18 protein-coding genes are annotated in these 16,424 nt (G+C 39.9%); 16 read left to right on the forward strand and 2 right to left on the reverse strand.

The window, feature by feature from the left end:
* The first annotated feature begins 80 nt into the window (after nucleotides 1-80).
* The 9 genes from rpmG (at nucleotide 81) to IGK14_RS03750 (ending at nucleotide 3,998) form a co-directional block, all read left to right on the forward strand.
* A complete protein-coding gene (gene rpmG / locus IGK14_RS03710) occupies nucleotides 81-233 on the forward strand; it encodes a 50S ribosomal protein L33 (RefSeq protein ID WP_005225339.1) in 153 nt (50 codons plus the stop codon).
* A gap of 16 nt (nucleotides 234-249) precedes the next feature.
* Nucleotides 250-519 (forward strand): 30S ribosomal protein S14, encoded by a 270-nt coding sequence (gene rpsN, locus IGK14_RS03715; RefSeq protein ID WP_005225340.1) that lies wholly within the window; start codon nucleotides 250-252, stop codon nucleotides 517-519.
* A gap of 15 nt (nucleotides 520-534) precedes the next feature.
* Complete coding sequence (locus tag IGK14_RS03720; RefSeq protein ID WP_005237325.1) at nucleotides 535-669, forward strand: putative metal homeostasis protein; 135 nt, start codon at nucleotides 535-537, stop codon at nucleotides 667-669.
* A gap of 29 nt (nucleotides 670-698) precedes the next feature.
* The gene (rpmF, locus tag IGK14_RS03725; RefSeq protein WP_060792875.1) at nucleotides 699-869 is read left to right on the forward strand and encodes a 50S ribosomal protein L32; all 171 of its coding nucleotides are present in this window, start codon (nucleotides 699-701) and stop codon (nucleotides 867-869) included.
* Between the two features lie 37 nt (nucleotides 870-906).
* Nucleotides 907-1,302, forward strand: a complete 396-nt coding sequence (locus IGK14_RS03730) for a hypothetical protein (RefSeq protein WP_005225342.1) — start codon at nucleotides 907-909, stop codon at nucleotides 1,300-1,302.
* A 25-nt stretch (nucleotides 1,303-1,327) separates the two neighbouring features.
* Nucleotides 1,328-1,735 carry a NusG domain II-containing protein gene (locus IGK14_RS03735; protein WP_005237322.1) on the forward strand — a complete coding sequence of 136 codons (408 nt, stop codon included), beginning with the start codon at nucleotides 1,328-1,330 and terminating at the stop codon, nucleotides 1,733-1,735.
* A 375-nt stretch (nucleotides 1,736-2,110) separates the two neighbouring features.
* Nucleotides 2,111-2,818 (forward strand): EAL domain-containing protein, encoded by a 708-nt coding sequence (locus IGK14_RS03740; RefSeq protein WP_074932405.1) that lies wholly within the window; start codon nucleotides 2,111-2,113, stop codon nucleotides 2,816-2,818.
* A 4-nt stretch (nucleotides 2,819-2,822) separates the two neighbouring features.
* A complete protein-coding gene (locus IGK14_RS03745) occupies nucleotides 2,823-3,407 on the forward strand; it encodes a hypothetical protein (protein ID WP_241508391.1) in 585 nt (194 codons plus the stop codon).
* Between the two features lie 15 nt (nucleotides 3,408-3,422).
* Nucleotides 3,423-3,998: a GGDEF domain-containing protein gene (locus tag IGK14_RS03750; RefSeq protein ID WP_438711610.1), complete on the forward strand. Its 576-nt coding sequence runs from the start codon at nucleotides 3,423-3,425 to the stop codon at nucleotides 3,996-3,998.
* A gap of 377 nt (nucleotides 3,999-4,375) precedes the next feature.
* Here IGK14_RS03750 and IGK14_RS03755 read toward each other — a convergent pair whose 3' ends face one another.
* Nucleotides 4,376-5,563 carry an IS110 family transposase gene (locus IGK14_RS03755; RefSeq protein WP_010748508.1) on the reverse strand — a complete coding sequence of 396 codons (1,188 nt, stop codon included), beginning with the start codon at nucleotides 5,561-5,563 and terminating at the stop codon, nucleotides 4,376-4,378.
* A 319-nt stretch (nucleotides 5,564-5,882) separates the two neighbouring features.
* On the opposite strand from IGK14_RS03755, the gene IGK14_RS03760 reads away from it, so the two are divergent.
* The 7 genes from IGK14_RS03760 to IGK14_RS03790 all read left to right on the forward strand — a co-directional run bounded on the left by IGK14_RS03760 (nucleotide 5,883) and on the right by IGK14_RS03790 (nucleotide 15,383).
* The gene (locus IGK14_RS03760) at nucleotides 5,883-7,712 is read left to right on the forward strand and encodes a lantibiotic ABC transporter permease (RefSeq protein WP_081116836.1); all 1,830 of its coding nucleotides are present in this window, start codon (nucleotides 5,883-5,885) and stop codon (nucleotides 7,710-7,712) included.
* Between the two features lie 303 nt (nucleotides 7,713-8,015).
* Nucleotides 8,016-9,920 carry a BglG family transcription antiterminator gene (locus tag IGK14_RS03765; RefSeq protein ID WP_438711612.1) on the forward strand — a complete coding sequence of 635 codons (1,905 nt, stop codon included), beginning with the start codon at nucleotides 8,016-8,018 and terminating at the stop codon, nucleotides 9,918-9,920.
* Nucleotide 9,921: 1 nt separating this feature from the next.
* Nucleotides 9,922-10,371: a PTS sugar transporter subunit IIA gene (locus tag IGK14_RS03770; protein WP_060791722.1), complete on the forward strand. Its 450-nt coding sequence runs from the start codon at nucleotides 9,922-9,924 to the stop codon at nucleotides 10,369-10,371.
* A 23-nt stretch (nucleotides 10,372-10,394) separates the two neighbouring features.
* The gene (locus IGK14_RS03775) at nucleotides 10,395-10,712 is read left to right on the forward strand and encodes a PTS fructose transporter subunit IIB (protein ID WP_008380922.1); all 318 of its coding nucleotides are present in this window, start codon (nucleotides 10,395-10,397) and stop codon (nucleotides 10,710-10,712) included.
* On the forward strand, nucleotides 10,702-11,838 hold the full coding sequence (locus tag IGK14_RS03780; protein WP_438711614.1) for a PTS fructose transporter subunit IIC: 1,137 nt from the start codon (nucleotides 10,702-10,704) through the stop codon (nucleotides 11,836-11,838). The genes IGK14_RS03775 and IGK14_RS03780 overlap by 11 nt, the downstream gene beginning before the upstream one ends.
* Nucleotides 11,839-11,840: 2 nt before the next feature.
* Nucleotides 11,841-14,426: a glycoside hydrolase family 38 C-terminal domain-containing protein gene (locus IGK14_RS03785; RefSeq protein WP_081116835.1), complete on the forward strand. Its 2,586-nt coding sequence runs from the start codon at nucleotides 11,841-11,843 to the stop codon at nucleotides 14,424-14,426.
* 102 nt (nucleotides 14,427-14,528) lie between these two features.
* Nucleotides 14,529-15,383, forward strand: a complete 855-nt coding sequence (locus IGK14_RS03790; protein WP_081116834.1) for a GRP family sugar transporter — start codon at nucleotides 14,529-14,531, stop codon at nucleotides 15,381-15,383.
* A gap of 108 nt (nucleotides 15,384-15,491) precedes the next feature.
* On the opposite strand, the gene IGK14_RS03795 is transcribed toward IGK14_RS03790, so the two are convergent.
* Nucleotides 15,492-16,373 (reverse strand): AraC family transcriptional regulator, encoded by an 882-nt coding sequence (locus IGK14_RS03795; protein WP_060791726.1) that lies wholly within the window; start codon nucleotides 16,371-16,373, stop codon nucleotides 15,492-15,494.
* Nucleotides 16,374-16,424 lie beyond the last annotated feature (51 nt).

Genomic DNA, 16,424 nt, shown 5'->3' on the forward strand with positions numbered 1-16,424 from the left:
TAGTGTGATATGATACAAAACGTAATCGTTACACTTTGAGTGTTCTTTTGGTGTGACGCAAGAGAAAGGAGCTGGTTATTATGAGAAACAATATTATTTTGGCATGTGTGGAGACAGGGGAAAGACTTTATTTGACCAATAAGAACCAGCGCAATACGCCGGAACGTTTAGAATTAAAAAAATATTCACCAAAGTTGCGGCGCAGAGCGATTTTTCGTGAAATCAAGAAATAGGAAGGAAAATAACTGAATGGCAAAAAAATCAAAAATTGCAAAATACAACAAACAAGTACAACTCATCGAACAATACCGAGCAGTACGTCAAGAACTAAAAGCACAAGGAGATACCCAAGCATTGGCCAAACTACCGAAGGATTCGAATCCGACTCGTTTGAAAAAACGGGATATGATCGATGGTCGTCCGCGCGGCTACATGAATAAATTCGGCATGTCACGGATCAATTTCCGTAAGCATGCACATCTCGGAGAAATTCCCGGCGTTACAAAAGCAAGCTGGTAACAGAAAGGAGTCAATATGGAAAAAACGGACTTGTCTAGTGCGTATCGACGTTTAAAGAGCCCGAACATCAAAACAAGGAAACGCGCATTAAAGATCATTCATGAATTTAAGCGAAATAAAAGGAAAAATGCATTGCAGCTGCGTGCATAATGAGAAAGTGAAAGAAAGTTGGAAATGACATGGCAGTACCTGCAAGAAAAACATCAAAAGCAAAAAAGAATAAGCGCCGGACCCACTATGGCGTCAAAGCACCAGCGATTTCGTTTGATGGGACAACAGGAACCTTCAAGCGCAGCCACCATGTATCATTAGCAGACTATAAAGCGCAGCACCCAATCGAAAAGAATTAACGGCGTCTTATGACGCCTTCCAGAAAGCAGGGGGAAAATGGAGATCATCTATCCGTCATTGATTGAAGAAGCCTATCGTCACAGTAAAAAATTTCATCCAGAGATCACCAAAGAGGCAATCTATCGCCATTTTTACGAAGCAGGTTTGATCAAAGAAAACGGCGATCCGACGGAAAAAGCCTTGTCAGAAGGGGTCGTTAAAGATTATACTGAGGACTGGGATCTTACCTTTGAAGAATTTTTGATGATCTACCCCGTGTTTCGTTCCTTTGACTCAAAGCATTTCAAGAAGATCGAGCATTTTTGGGAAATGGATTTGGCTTTGCAAGAACAAATCCTTGCCCAATGGGAGCAAGAAACCTTCACAGAGGAAGAGATCATCGACCTAACTGCTTTTTTTGAAGAGCGATTACCTTCTAAAAAGGAACAGTGAATGAACCGTGAAAGGCGTACATGTGATGAAAAAGACGATCCAGCCATTTTTAAAACTTTTAAAGCCCTATGATTATCTGCTGTTTGTTCTGTTAGTTGTCGGCTCTTTTTTACCGCTTTTTCTATTTGAAGCACAAGCTCAAAGTGATACCGGCGATCGGTATGCAATCGTGCGGATCAATGGAGAAGAGGTTGACCGTTTTAACTTAGAAGAAATCGATGCGATGGAAAAAACCTACTATCCAGCAGAAGGTCAGTACAATATCGTCGAGATCAAAGATGGCGCGATCCGAGTTCGTGAAGACAATAGTCCCGACCAGATTGCTGTCAAAACCAGCTGGATCTATCGCAATGGGCAGACGAGTATTTGCCTGCCTCATAAGCTGGTGATCGAGATCAAGCAAGCCGGTGCCTCTGACTATTTAATTTATTAACAGAAAAAGGAAGCCAGCTGAACAATTCCTGTTCAGCTGGCTTTTTTATGAGGATGAGCCGAAGAAGCTGTCAAAAACGCCAATCGACCAACGTGTAAGTCAGCAAGAAACAGCGTTTTTGATACAAGAAAAGCGCAGAATTCCAACCGTCAGAAGAAAGAGGAACTATGGGTGAAAGCTACAATCTCTGTCCAATCGTTCACAAAAAATTCTCCCCAATCATCTAAAATAGTTGGGGAACTGCGGCTCTATTTGGTATACTTAGGCAAGTCAGTTCCTTTGAAGCTTCTTTTTCTAAGGACTATGAACGAGCGATGATACGAATATGACCAATTTTCGGAAGTGATAACTTTACTAGATGGGGGCTTAACGAAGATGGGAAATGAAACAATTTGGGAAAACACAGACAATTTTTATCTGTTATGTCAACCAATCATGCAGGTAGAATCGTTAAGTCAGCAAGAGGTGAACGGCTATGAGGTCTTGCTGCGCAGCGAGAAAAACAACCGCTTTCCGCAACAAGAATTCAGCGCAATGATTCAATCTGAAAGTGGCAATCAGCAGTTGATGGGGTGGTATGCCCAGGAGCTGCAACGGTTGTGCCAAAAAAAGCCGAAAACCCGCTTTAGTGTCAATATTCATCCACAACAGCTGCTGTGGCAGTCAACGTGGACTTTTTTTGAGGGGATGACTGCCCACAAAGAGCAGTTGCAGATCGAATTAACAGAGCATCCTGTAAAAGGTCAGCATGATTCTTTTGATTTGTCTACTGCCCTTGCAAAAATCAAAGCCTATGGCTATGTGATCGCTGTCGATGACATCGGCTGTGGCCAAAATACCCTCTCATTGGTCTTTGCCAATCTTGAAAATGTGGATTGTTTGAAATTTTCACTACTGCCGTTTATTCAGCTCGATGAGGAGATCGGGTTTAGTTTCTTGACCTGTTGGTTGAAGGTCGCCAAAAAGTATCAGCTTGAGTTGATCGTTGAAGGCATCGAGACCCGCGATAAGATGGCGCAGCTGCTTGAGATGGGGGTTCATTTACAACAAGGATATTTATGGTCTAAAGGAGAGCGATTGTGATGGAATGTTAGAACGAGGCGTGCTCTTGGCGTTTGGTTTGCCGCTGATGATTGCCAGTTTACTGGTGACCGCAGATGTTTTTGTACGAAGTGTGCAAAAAATATCGGTTTCTCGTCCATTTAAGTATTTTATTATTGGTATTCTGACGTTTACGCATTTGTATTTTATTCTTTCTTTTTCAATGAATTCAGTTGGGTTTATCTGTTATCAATACACAACTGCTTTTATTGCGAGTCATTTTTTCTATGGTGATCGTGGCAAGATCTTGATTTTGATAACGCCGTGTATGGTCGTTTTCTATTTACTGTTTGTCGGTTTTTCTGACATTGGCAAAGCCTTTTATTTACCGCTATTAGGTGTCGGCGTCTTTGTCCTTGATTTTCTCTTATCAAAAATCAAGCCGCTGCGTCCGCAACAGCAATTTTATTTGATGTATTTTTTGACCTGTCTGATCTCACCGCGTTTTTCGATGTTGGTCCATCATACGACGACCTATGACTGGGAAGCGATGTTGGCAGTACTTGTTGGTTCTTTTGTGCTGTTGGGCGGCTTTATGTGGCTGCATCGGTTGATTGAAGGCGAAGAGTAACAAGTACTGGCAGAGTTGGCGAATAGTAAGATCGATGCATTGACCGGCTGCTTCAACTATGGGACCTATAACCACGATCTGCTTCAAGCCGTTTCACAGAAAAAGACTGTGACGATCGCCATGATCGATCTCGATCACTTCAAAAAGGTCAACGACCGTTATGGTCATATCGCTGGAAATGAGCTGTTGAGAACCTTTGCCACACGGACAACTATTTTTTTAGAGGCGCATTTTGCCGAGACCTTTTCCTTTTATCGTTATGGCGGCGAAGAGTTCTGTGTCGTGATCGAAGGGGATGTCAAAGAAAAGACCGTAGCTGCGATGACGACGCTGTGTCAAACTATTTCCAGCAGTATGTTTCCTGTCGCCAATTTTGAAAAAGGGACGATGTCTTTGTCTTGCGGCGTTGAAGCGAGCACCGTTTGTCATGGCGATATCTTGGCAGCCGTCGAAAGAGCCGATCAAGCACTCTATCTCGCAAAACAAAGTGGTCGAAATCGGGTGTGCACCTTACCTGAGACGTTAAAAAATAATGAAAAAATGATTTGCACAAATTCACAAAGAATTAAATCTTTATGCACAAAAAGTTAGTAATAATAAAGAAATAAAGTTATTTATTTAAAAAATATACATTTTGCTTTTTTTATTTATCTTGAGAATCTTCGCATATCAACAAAAAGATTGAAACTATGTATAATTTCTGGTAAATTATTCTAAATCAAGAGTGATAAAAACTGTCAATAATAAATAGTGATTCTTACTTGATGCTTTGTCCGCTTTTCCAATGAAATGTTTCTGGAATTGTCCCGTCGAATCAGCAAGTAAGGGTTCTTTTTTTTAGAAAGACTAACTATATAGAGTCAAGTGAAAATTAGCTAAATCAAAAAAATATTTTATAACAGTTAAGTCCAAAAAATGAGTACAACAAATAGACCTTTCACTATTAGATTTTTTTGATTGTTCAATAGCTAATCGGAAACAATCTTATAAGGTTCATTTTTAGTTAAAATAGCATGAATCACATAACAAAGCTTACGAGAAACAGCACCTAAGGCCGTCAGATGATGCTTTCCCTCAGAAATTTTTTTCTGATAAAACGCGCGAAAAACAGGATCACATTGAGAAGCAACTAGAGCAGCTGAAAACAAGGCTTTTCGTAAGTATGGAGATCCACGCTTGCTCATAACATTATGTGTTGCTTCGTATTGCCCAGATTGGGACACAGACGCGTCTATGCCAGCATAAGCAACCAGTTTTTTCGGATTAGAAAATTTGCGAATGTCTCCAATTTCACCAAGAATTGTCGCGCCATTTATAGGGCCGATTCCAGGGATTGTGAGAATAACAGAGTCTAAATTACTCATTATGCGCTTAATTTCTTTTTCAGTTTCTTTTACTTGGCTTTCGATGAATTTCAATTGTTCAATCATGGAGCGTAATTGAAATGTAAAAGCTTCTTGAGCAAATTTCACTCCAAAGGAGTTAGAAGCTGCTTGCTTCAATTGATCTGCTTTCTCTGGCTTTATTCGGTTCCTGCTTAACTCAGCTAAGTATTGAGCCAACGTTTCTGCCGAAATTTCTTCTAGCTCTATAGGAGAACTAAACTCAAGCAATAACTCTTTAGACGCTTTTCCGAAAATACCTTGTTTAGAAAAAATTGATGCATATTCAGGAAACACTTGATCTAGTACAGCTATGATTTTTCGTTTGAAGTCGCTTGCGGTACCTACTAAATAGGTTCGGTAACGTGAAAGTTGTTTTAACGAAAAAACATTTTCATCAGACAATACTGTTTCTACAAAGGAACCATAACGCATCAAGTCAGCAATCAAAACAGAATCAATAATATCATTTTTTCGTTTTCTGATTTCTGTTCCTTTGCGCCAGCCATCGGTTTGAAGAGGATTCACAACGTGAATCAAAAAGTCTGATTCGTGGAGGTATGAAAAGATGGAGAGCCAATAATGACCCGTAGCTTCCATTCCGACAATAAAGTCAGCGGGAGTCTCTGAATATTTTGAAAGCCGCTCAATCAGGGAATCAGCTCCTTCAGTAGTGTTAGGGAAAGAAAAACCTTTTAGGATCACTTTACCTTCTTCACTCATTAAAGAAGCCACGTGAGTTCGCTTGCCGATATCAATTCCTAAGAAGTACATACATTTGACCTTTCTAAAAAAATATTTTGGATTGAAACCCGCTCAACTGAAAAGCGTCACTACCTTGTACGAGATACGGAGTAAAGCAAAAACTTTCAACATCTAACTCATACGTAATCCACTTATCAGAGAGAGGTGCCAGTCTTTCGATTACGAGCTTCAAAACTCAAGGAGGCAACGGCATAGCCTCTCAATCCAATAAATATATTATCTCAAAATGAATGAGTTAATACCAAATTAAAATAACGATGGTTCATAGGGTTATCCAATCAAAACCGGAAGGTTAAAACCCTAACTCTAATATACAAGGAGGAAGATGATGATCGAGATCCTGCTGCGATTTAGTCTTTTTGGTTTATCATTAGCTGGCTATGTCTATCTTTTTGTACGAGTTTGCCATTTTCCCAAACACATCAGCTGGATCGCTGCTTGCTGTTTGCCGATCCTCGTTCTTTCCTTTGTCGCATATGGTCCAAAAGGATGGTTGATCTGGGGGGCATGGGTTTTATTTGGTCTTGGCTTACTATTATGCGTTTGGCGTTTTTGGCAGGAGCGCTATCAGGTACGTTGGGGCTTGCAAGAGCCCATCCTGCTGTGGTTTTACGGCTATTTTGCTTTGTTCGTTTTAACCTTGCTTCACAGTCATTTGACCCACTATGACAACTTCTCCCATTGGGCGACGATCGTTAAATTCCTTTATACGCAGGGACAATTGCCAACGGCAGCCGATGCCATCATCAGTTTTACTTCCTATCCTTTAGGCAGCTCGCTGTTTGTTACTTATACAGCGATCATTGTTGGCTATCATGAGAATGTCTTGCTGATTGGTCAATTGATTTTGATTTTCTGTAGTCTGTATAGTTTCTTTGCGATTATTCGTGATCCGAAAAGAAAGCTGGCTTTTGCCCTGATCTTCACCAGTATGGCGGTTTTCAATTATTTTAATATTGCGATTCGAATGAATAATTTGTTAGTGGACTTTATCCTGCCAGTGTTGACTTTAGCTGGCATCGCTGGCTTATTCGCTTTAAAAGGCAACGTACTACCGTCGATCGGTTTCTTTCTTTTGATTGGCGCCTCTCTTGATTTGGTCAAAAATAGCGCCGTCTTTTTTCTGCTGATTTTAGGTGGCTATTTACTAGTCTGCTTGTGGCAGGCATCAGTTCGTTGGCGGCAACGGCTGGGCATGATGATTGTAGGATTAGCTGCCATTGGGCTCTCTGTCCTGCCGGCGATTCTTTGGAACCTGCATGTCAAAGCGAATTTTCCTAAATCGAAGCATGAAGTCAGCGTGACCGCTTATAAACAGATTTTTGGTGAAAAGGATTCTCAGATACTGCAGCAGATTACGGATGTTTTTGTCAAAACCATCACGGATGTTGCGACGATCTCCACGCAAGGGATTCTCTTGATCCAGGTCATCCTGTTGGGCAGTTGGCTATTTGTCCGATTTATCATGAAAAAACGCAATCCATTTTTCAAAGAACTGCTGTTGATCGATGGTATCATTGGTGGGTATTATTTAGGAATCTATGCCATGTTCTTGTTCTCGATGCCCACTGATGAAGCATTGTCTTTGGCAGGGTTCGATCGCTATGCCTCAAGTATCGTGATTTTAGCACTTGGATTAATGACCTTTTTCATGGTCAGAGGCATTGATCATTTGTATCATGAACAAGCGATCGATCGGCGAAACTATCGTAGTTTTGCCAGCTTGACTACGAAAAAAATCTATCAATACAGTACCTTGATTCTGTTGTTTTTTGCGACATTGCTGATCCTTTCTGAAAATAATGGCATGCGTTATACCAATCGTGAATATGCTGCTTCGATTCCAGCACAAGTTTCAGCCGTTACTGGCGATCACTTTGACCTAAACGAGAAAAAATATTTGGTGGTCAGTACTAACAAAGAAGCAGTAGATAGCTACTTAGTTGGCTATGTCGGAAAATATTACTTGTTTTCACCTAATGTCGATGGCCGAGAGAATTTCCTCTTATCCGATACAGATTTTCGCACGCTATTAAAGCAATACGATGAAGTCGTCGTCTTAGAAGAGCACTATACCTTTAATGCCATGACGAAGAAGCTAACAGGCAAGACCTTTGCCCCAGGCGTTTATTCGGTGGCGGAGGTGTTGGGGCGTTAAGGAAAGGATTTGCTCAAGCGTATCTCGTTATTAGAGAATCAAAAGTTAAAATACCAATGAAACAGACGACAGTTCGTTTGTTCATTGGTATTTTTTTTCTGTTCCCACTGAGTAATATCCTCTATACTATGAAAATACCAAGGGACATGTAAATAATCTGGATTAAACGAAAAAGTACACATGAAAAAAACGGCGCAATATATTCAGTGCCTATGATTTACTGTAATGAATGCAGTAAAAGTAAGTGTTTTCATTTTTTTAAGAAAAAGCTACCATTAGAAATGTAGACGAGGTGATAGTTTCATGATCAGTGAACGGGAAAAAGCAATTATTCGATATCTCTTAGAAAATGGACCAACAACGGTTGCTAAAATTGGGTTGCATATGTCGCTTTCGCAAAAGACAGTTTCGCAATCGCTAAAGAGAATTGATGAATTTTTGCAGGAAACAGCAATAAGGCTTGTTCGCAAACCTAGAGTAGGGGTATTTCTTGATGGCGATTCAGCTGAAATTCTAAAGTATCTTGATGGGAACGAGGAATCAAACTTACCGACGAGCAAAAAAGATCGTATTCAGTTTCTTTGCTTTGAAATACTGAAACAAAAAACGTATTTTACGCGTCAACAACTGCAAGATGCACTCTACATCAGTAAATCAACTTTAGAAAATGACATGGGGCAGGTAAGCGAGATCTTTCGTCACTTTAACGTTACGATTGAAGTTTTACCGGGGAAGGGTTCCTTTTTGAATTTGTCAGAACAAGAAAAACGTCGATTAGCATTTGATTTGATCTACTATTTCTGGGGTGGAAATTGGAAAATAACACAAGAGCAGCAACGCTATTTGCATTCGATTCAAGGAATTCCTCAGTTTGTTAATGATTTTATTGACCTGACAAAGATTTCTTTAGTTGATACGCTCTTACAAGAGTATTTGAAAAAAGAACAAATTACGCTTAATGATGCTGCCTATCACTCACTATTGCTTCATCTAATCATCATGATTGATCGGGTCAAAGAGAAGAATTATCTGACTTTCGAAGAAAGAAGACATCCTTTGATGGAGAACAGAGCTTTTTATCGTTTTATTGCTTCAATAGAAGAAACGTTTTCTCTGTCATTGCCAGTTTCGGAAGTTCATTATATTTCGCTTCATATCTATGGGGATTCGTTGATGAAGAAGAATGACTCCGATGATTTGCTTGATGAAACGATACGCAAATTGATTCATGAAACGATCTCCCTACGCAATGAAAGTCTTTTGTTAGGATTGGTATCACATATCAAAGAAGCTATTTATCGCATTCAAAAAGGATTAGTCATTCATAACCCTTTTCTAAATGATGTGAAGAAGAATTTCCCTTTGTCTTTTGAGGAAGCGCTTCGATTAGCTCATGCCTTAAATTGGCATTTTTCGATTTCGATCCCTGAAGATGAGGTTGCCTTTCTGGCCGTACACATCCAAGTGATGAAAGAACAACGAGAAGAAAAACAACCTAAGAAAGTGAGTGTCTTATTAGTTTGTAGCAGTGGGAAAGGCACTTCACAGCTACTAGCTGCTCGTATTCGGAGAAATTATGAGCAAATCGATATTTCCAGGATTCTTTCAATTCAAGAGTTGATTCAGACCAATATTTATGAGGACTTGATTTTATCGACAGTGGATTTAAAAATCGATTCGATTCCAACAATCCATGTTTCACCTGTACTGAATAAAGATGAGCAGCGAAAAATAGAAGCCTTTTTAAGAAAAGTCGAAGAAAAACAAAATGGTTCTTTCAGTCAGTTTGCGAAATTGATTCATGAGGACTTGATTTTTTTAGATCATCATTTTGAAGATTATCAAGAGGTGATTACATTTATTGGGGAGCAATTGATTACTCGTGGGTATGTAAACGAGGAAATGATTGACTCTTCGCTAAAAAGGGAACAGCTTTCCTTTACTTCTTTTGGACGATTCGCAACACCTCATGGTACACCAGAATACGTGAAAAAATCAGCGATTGTATTTTTACGTCTTAATAATGAGATCCACTGGGGAGAAACAAAGGTGAAATATGTCTTTTTCATCTGTATCAAAGATGAAACTGTACAAGAACTTGAGGAAATCTATGACACGATGCTTAATGTGATGGAATTAGATGAACGAACCTTCCTCCTTAAAGGGACGAAAGAGGAATTAAAAAAGTATTTACAAGGGGGAACATAAAATGAATATAGAAACACTACTACCTTTTGAACATATTGTTCTTGGTCTAGAGGCAACCACTAAAGAAGAAGTGGTCCGTCAATTAGCAAAAATATTGGTAACTGGAGGTATCGTTCAATCCGAAAATGAGTATGTTCAATCAGTTATGGAAAGAGAAGATCACTCGACCACAGGAATAGGCAATAATATAGCAATCCCCCATGGAAAAAGTCGTGCAGTTTCTGAACCCGCAATCGTTTTTGCTCGGTTAAAGGCACCATTAGAATGGCAATCCTTAGATGATGAACCAGTAACGGTTGTGATTATGCTTGCTATTCCTGAAGAACATCAAGGAGACACCCATTTACGGATTTTATCAGAAATTGCCATGAAATTGATGGATGAAGACATCACAGAAGCGCTGAAAAGCGAAACAGATAAAGAGATTATCGCGAAACTATTAAGCGAATAAAACGGAGAAAAGGAGAAAGAAGAATGAAGAGAAAAATTATTGCAGTAACGGCGTGTGCCACAGGAGTTGCCCATACCTTTATGGCGGCACAGGCGTTAAAAAAAGCAGCAGCGAAACGTGGGGATTTAATCAAGGTTGAGACACAAGGAGCAACAGGTATCGAAAATGAATTGAACGAGCGGGATTGTCAAATTGGGGAAGTCGTGATTTTTGCCGTTGATACGAAAGTGAGAAATGAAGAGCGTTTCAATGGCAAGGAGATCCTTAAAGTCCCGGTAGCAGCCCCTATAAAAAATGCAGAAAAAGTAATTGAAGATGCATTAAAGCTGATTGATCAATAAAGAGGAGGAAAATCAGATGAAAAAGTTGGCAAGTGAAATGAAAAATCATGTTTTAACAGGAATATCTTATATGATTCCTCTGGTGATTGCCGGAGCAGTTATCATGGCGATTTCTCGAGTAGGCGGATCAATATTTGGGATCGTCGATATTTGGGACGCCTCTCATGGAGAAAGTGCGAATACGATCATCCGATTACTCCATAGTTTAGATGGATTCGGTGGCATCGCTTTAGGATTGATGTTTCCCGTAATATCGGCATTTATTGCTTATTCGATTTCCGATAAGCTAGGGATTGCCCCTGGTCTTGTTGGAGGGATGTTAGTAAAAGACATTAACGCAGGCTTCTTAGGCGCAATTGTTTCAGGGCTGATCGCTGGGTACATCTGCTTGTGGATCAAAAACCATATAAAGCTGCCAAAATCGATGGCATCGGTAGTTCCAGTGTTCTTAGTTCCTGTTTTAGGTACTTTAGTCACTGTCCTACTTGTGAATTATGTGATCGGTACACCATTTGTAGCTATCAATGTGGGCTTAGAGTCATGGTTGAACGGATTGAGTGGCGGAAATGCGATCGTGATGGCGGCAGTTGTAGGGGCAATGGTTGGATTTGACCTTGGGGGACCAGTAAATAAGGCAGCTGTGACAACCGCGATGGCTTTATTGACAAGTAACGTTTATGCACCAAACACTGCAGCGCAAGTGGCAATCATTATTCCACCAATTGGTTTAGGCTTAGCGACTGTTTTTGCAAAGAGTAAATACAATAACGAATTAAAAGAAGCAGGAAAATCGTCGATCATTATGGGTCTAGTAGGCATTTCAGAAGGAGCGATCCCATTTGCGGTGGAAAATCCACTAAAAGTGATCCCAGTGAATATGATTGGTTCAGCGATTGGTTCTGCAATGGCTGTAGGTCTTGGAGCTGTCAATACAGCCCCAATCTCTGGTTTTTATGGCTGGTTCACTGTAGAAAAATGGCCACTGTATGTTTTATCGATTGCTACTGGCTCATTATTCATTGCGATTTGTACAAGCTTGCTACGTTCAAAAGATGCGGGGAAAGAAACAGATACCACGATGGAAGAATTTGACGAAGCTGCTTGGGAAGAGCAGTGGGAAGCATAGCTATGACAAATGTACACATAGTAAACCACACCCATTGGGATCGTGAATGGTATTTTACTTCAATGGACTGTGTCGTTTTGAGTGATCAATTATTTAGTGATGTACTAAAAGAACTAAAGAGGCAACCGACTGCTTCTTTCGTGTTAGATGGACAAATGTCTATTCTAGACGATTATTTAGAACTCTATCCTGAGCGCTTGACTGAGGTCAGAGAGTTGATCGCCAATGGTCAATTGTTCATCGGTCCTTGGTACACCCAAACAGATGCCTTTTTTGCTTCTGGTGAGTCCATCATTCGAAATGCCATGATTGGTATATTTGATAGCAAAAAATATGGCAGCTATATGCCGATCGGCTATTTGCCAGATACATTTGGTTTTAATGCTCAAATGCCAACCATATTGAACGAAGTTGGACTTGATAACATTATCTTTTGGCGAGGCATCGATTTAGGGGAACAGGTCAAATCCCCTTACTTTAAATGGACGAGTTTAAGTGGGCAAGATTCACTGTATGCGGTGAATTTTCCTCAAGGATATGGTGCACAGCAGCAATTGGAGCCAACGAGCAGTTATGTAGATGGCAGACTCGATAAAGGTGTCGATTTTATTAAGAGCTACGCGAATGAACCTGAAATCTTGATTCCAACTGGAAATGATCAGTTAGGCATTGTTTCTGCCATAGAAGAAAAACTAACGAAAATCAATCAGCTTGGAAAATACAAGTATCAATTGAGCACCTATCCAGCATTTATGGAGATCGTCCGTCAAAAAGAACTGGAAGTTTATCAAGGAGAGTTTCGTGCACCGGTTTTTGCTCGGGTCCACAAAACAATTGGTTCAGTACGAATGGATCTGAAACGTGAGATTTTTCGATTAGAAAACAAATTAGTTTTAGAAATTGAACCAATGCTAGTTATTGCGAAAGATTTAGGGATTGAATTAAGTAATCGATTGCTAATGAAAGCTTGGAAAAAGTTATTTGAATGTCAAGCCCATGATAGTTTGGCAGGCTGTGTATCAGATAGTGTTGCTCAAGATATCAGTCATCGATTAAAAGAAATCAGTGAGATTTGTGCTAGTATTGAAAATTTGATTTTAAAAAGAATCAGTGAAGGACTCGCTTTACAAGCCAATCAATTTCTGATTCTTCATCCAACACCAGTGCCATTTCAAGGGGAGAAATTCGTTAAGATCGTATCTAGAACCAACAATATCAAGGTTATTGGAGCTGATTCATCTGTTCTTCAAGCAGTGTATATCCCAAGCAGGAAAAATATTATGGAAGAAACGCCTGCTGGCAACCGTTTTATTGAAGAAGAGGGGTATTATCTGTTAACTGTTCAAGTGGCTTGTGCCTTTTCAGGTCTTGGTTATCGAGTCTTTACATTTGAAGAGCAAGAGACAACTCCTGAATTGTCTTTAGATCAAAACCCATGGATTAGAAATGGGAAATACACGCTTTCCTTTGAAGACGGCCACCTGATTTATTCAGATGGAAAACAACAGATCGTGGATTTCTTGTCGATCATCGATGATAGTAATGCCGGTGATACGTATGACTATTCGCCTATTTTGAATGATCAACCGATCACGCTTTCTTTTGCCAGCTGCAAAGGAAAGCAAGAAACGTTGGTTTTGGAAGGAAGTTTACATCTACCGTATACGATCGAAGAACGGATGAAAGGGATCGCCACCAAAACATTCGCCTATACATTGATCCTCCAACTGACAAAAAACGGTGAGGTAAACGCAAAGCTACGTTTTAAAAATACGCTTTTAAATCATCGGATTCGAGTGAAAGCTCGACTAAACAAGCCGATAGAAAGAGCGGTTGCAGCCATTCAATTTGGTTATCTTGAAAAAAGAAATCAAACACTGGAAAATTGGCAAGAAAAATATGCAGAAAAACCCGTCAATATTGAACCATTTGAAAAACAAGTGGTTGTTTATGATCAAGAAAACGCCCTCGTTTTTTATAGCGAGCAGAGCAAAGAGTATGAATATCTCGACGACTCCTTATATGTAACGGTACTAGCTACAACCGACTCCCTTGGAAAACCGGATTTGTTGTATCGACCAGGTCGCGCTTCTGGCGATACAACCAAAAAGGGACATATTATGATGGAAACGCCTCTTGCTCAAATGGAAAACTATGAGATGGTCTTCGATTTTTCCCTGCGAGTTGCATCAACAGCTATTTCTGAAGAGTTGTTGGCTACTTGGAAAACTGTTAAAGAACAGCCATCGATTTCTTATCAATTGCAAGATTTGAATTACTTTATTTATCGCATAGATAATAAAATTCAAAAGCTCATTGATCCATTATCTCTGACCGACATGTCTCTTTCTTTGCTGTCCTGCAGCTTAGAACCGGGTGTGGGAGTCAGTGCGCTTCATAATGCGTATTACTCTGAGGGAATCGTTATCCGTTTCGTCAATTCAACAAACAAAGAACGATCTCTTGAGCCAAAAAAATTATTTAATGGGTACGCATATCAACGAATCAATGCATTAGAAGAACCGCTTGAAGCGGATCATATCATCCATGCTTATGGGGTAGCAACCTATTTATTAACTAAAAAATAGGAATAAAGAACACAAAATTTGTCGAGAAGGAATTGCTTCTGTAACGTTTTCCTCTACAAGATTTTGTGTTCTCGCTTTTTACAATGTTTAGAAGGAGTTTTTATGTCCGTACAACTTTTATTGCTTGCCTCACTGCCTGCACTAGGATGGGGCTTAATGCCAATCGTCGCTAAATTGATGGGAGGGAAATCAGAGGAACAACTGCTAGGAACAACAATCGCAGCCTTGATTTTCGGTAGTGTATTTGGTTTTTTGAATCAAGTGAGTTATGCCATGGTGCCATTTTTCATCAGTTTATTATCTGGGGTTTTTTGGGCTTGCGGACAATACTTCCAATTTCTCGCTTTGGAAAAAGCGGAGGTTTCTAAAGTAATGCCCGTCTCCGTCGGTACCCAATTATTATTTGTTACATTAGCATCTGGCTTCTTTCTCAAAGAATGGAAAGATTTAACGACGGTAATTTTCTCAATCATGGCACTAGGAGTCATCCTAACAGGTGTTTACCTTGTAACTAAGACAACTCATCAGAAAACAAGCTTATCACAGCAAGTACTTCTTTATCTATGTTGTTCTTCAGCTTTTTTGATGCTATATGTGACAGTCACTGGTCTGTTTCAGATAAGTGGAGCACAGATTTTCTTGCCTCAGGCAGTAGGGATGTTTCTCGGGGGAAGCGTGATTTCCTTGAAAAGTAAGAAACAACTGCGTTTCCGCAAAATAATCCGCAATTTAGGTACTGGTAGCACTTGGGTTCTCGCGAATGCTTCGTTATTCGCTGTGTCGTCTTCTTTGGGTGTAGGCGTAACCTATTCATTTTCTCAAATGAGCTTACTTGTTGCCACCTTTGGAAGTATTATTTTCTTAAAGGAACGAAAAGTTGGCAGAGAAAAGCAATTTGTTGCTCTTGGTAGCTTGCTCTATATTGTTGGTGTATTAGGGATGAGTTGGTTGAAATAAATTTATCAGTTGAGCAATTTTAGTTAGCGACCAATAAAATAGCAGATAATAGTATAATCAATAAATGAAAAGAAACATGAAATCAGTGAATGATTTCATGTTTCTTTTTTACCGTCCATTCTCCGTCTGTCGATAATCACTAGGTGAAATGCCGACTTTTTTCTTGAATAAACGGCTGAAATAGACGGTGTTTTCGATGCCGATCGCCAATGAGATCTCTTTGATGGAAAGGCGAGAATAGCGCAAAAGGTCTTTCGAATAAGAGATGCGTTTGCTGATCTGGTACTCGATGGGGGGCAAGCCCATATATTTGGAAAACTCCTTGACGATTTGATACTTATTGATATGATACCTTTCCTCCAAAGATTCCAATGTGATCCCTTGACGGAAATCTTCTTCTAGCTGGTCACGAATCTGCAAAATATAAGGCGGGATTTCACTATCCGAAAAGTCGAGATGATATTTTTGCAGGAGCAGTTCATTGAGCAGCTGATGGATCAAAACAGAGCTTTGGAAGGCAGTTTTCGCATTTGGTTCTGGCTGTAACATCAATAAATCTTGTAAGACCAAATGGATCGGATTTTGACGACTGCTGGCAGGATTGGTGTGAAAAACTGGACTGCCATTTTTGAAAAATTCCTCATAAAACGCTGCGACGTTGGCGCCATATAGATGGATCCAGTCCATTTCCCAGGGCTCTTGACTAACGGTACGGTAGTACTGATAGTCTAGACAGTCGATAAAAAACACATCACCTGCTTTCAATTGATAGCTTTTTCCTTTGTAGCGCAATTCACCGCAGCCGGACAATGTATACTTGATCAAATAAGAAGGCAGGTTCTCTCGTTCTGTAAAGTAAGGTTTGCTGGCTTTGAAATAGCCGATTTCTTGAATGTAATAAAAAAGTTCACGCTGCTTTTGGGTTGAAGTATTGATGTAACGCAGTGAATCAGTTGACCATGAGTGGTTGGCTTTTTCCCAGTAATCCATCGGATCCTCCTTTTTACCAAGATTGTGCAAGTCTTTATCAAAATTGTGTGA

The organism is Enterococcus sp. DIV0970a, from assembly GCF_051711265.1.
GTDB lineage: Bacteria > Bacillota > Bacilli > Lactobacillales > Enterococcaceae > Enterococcus_D > Enterococcus_D casseliflavus.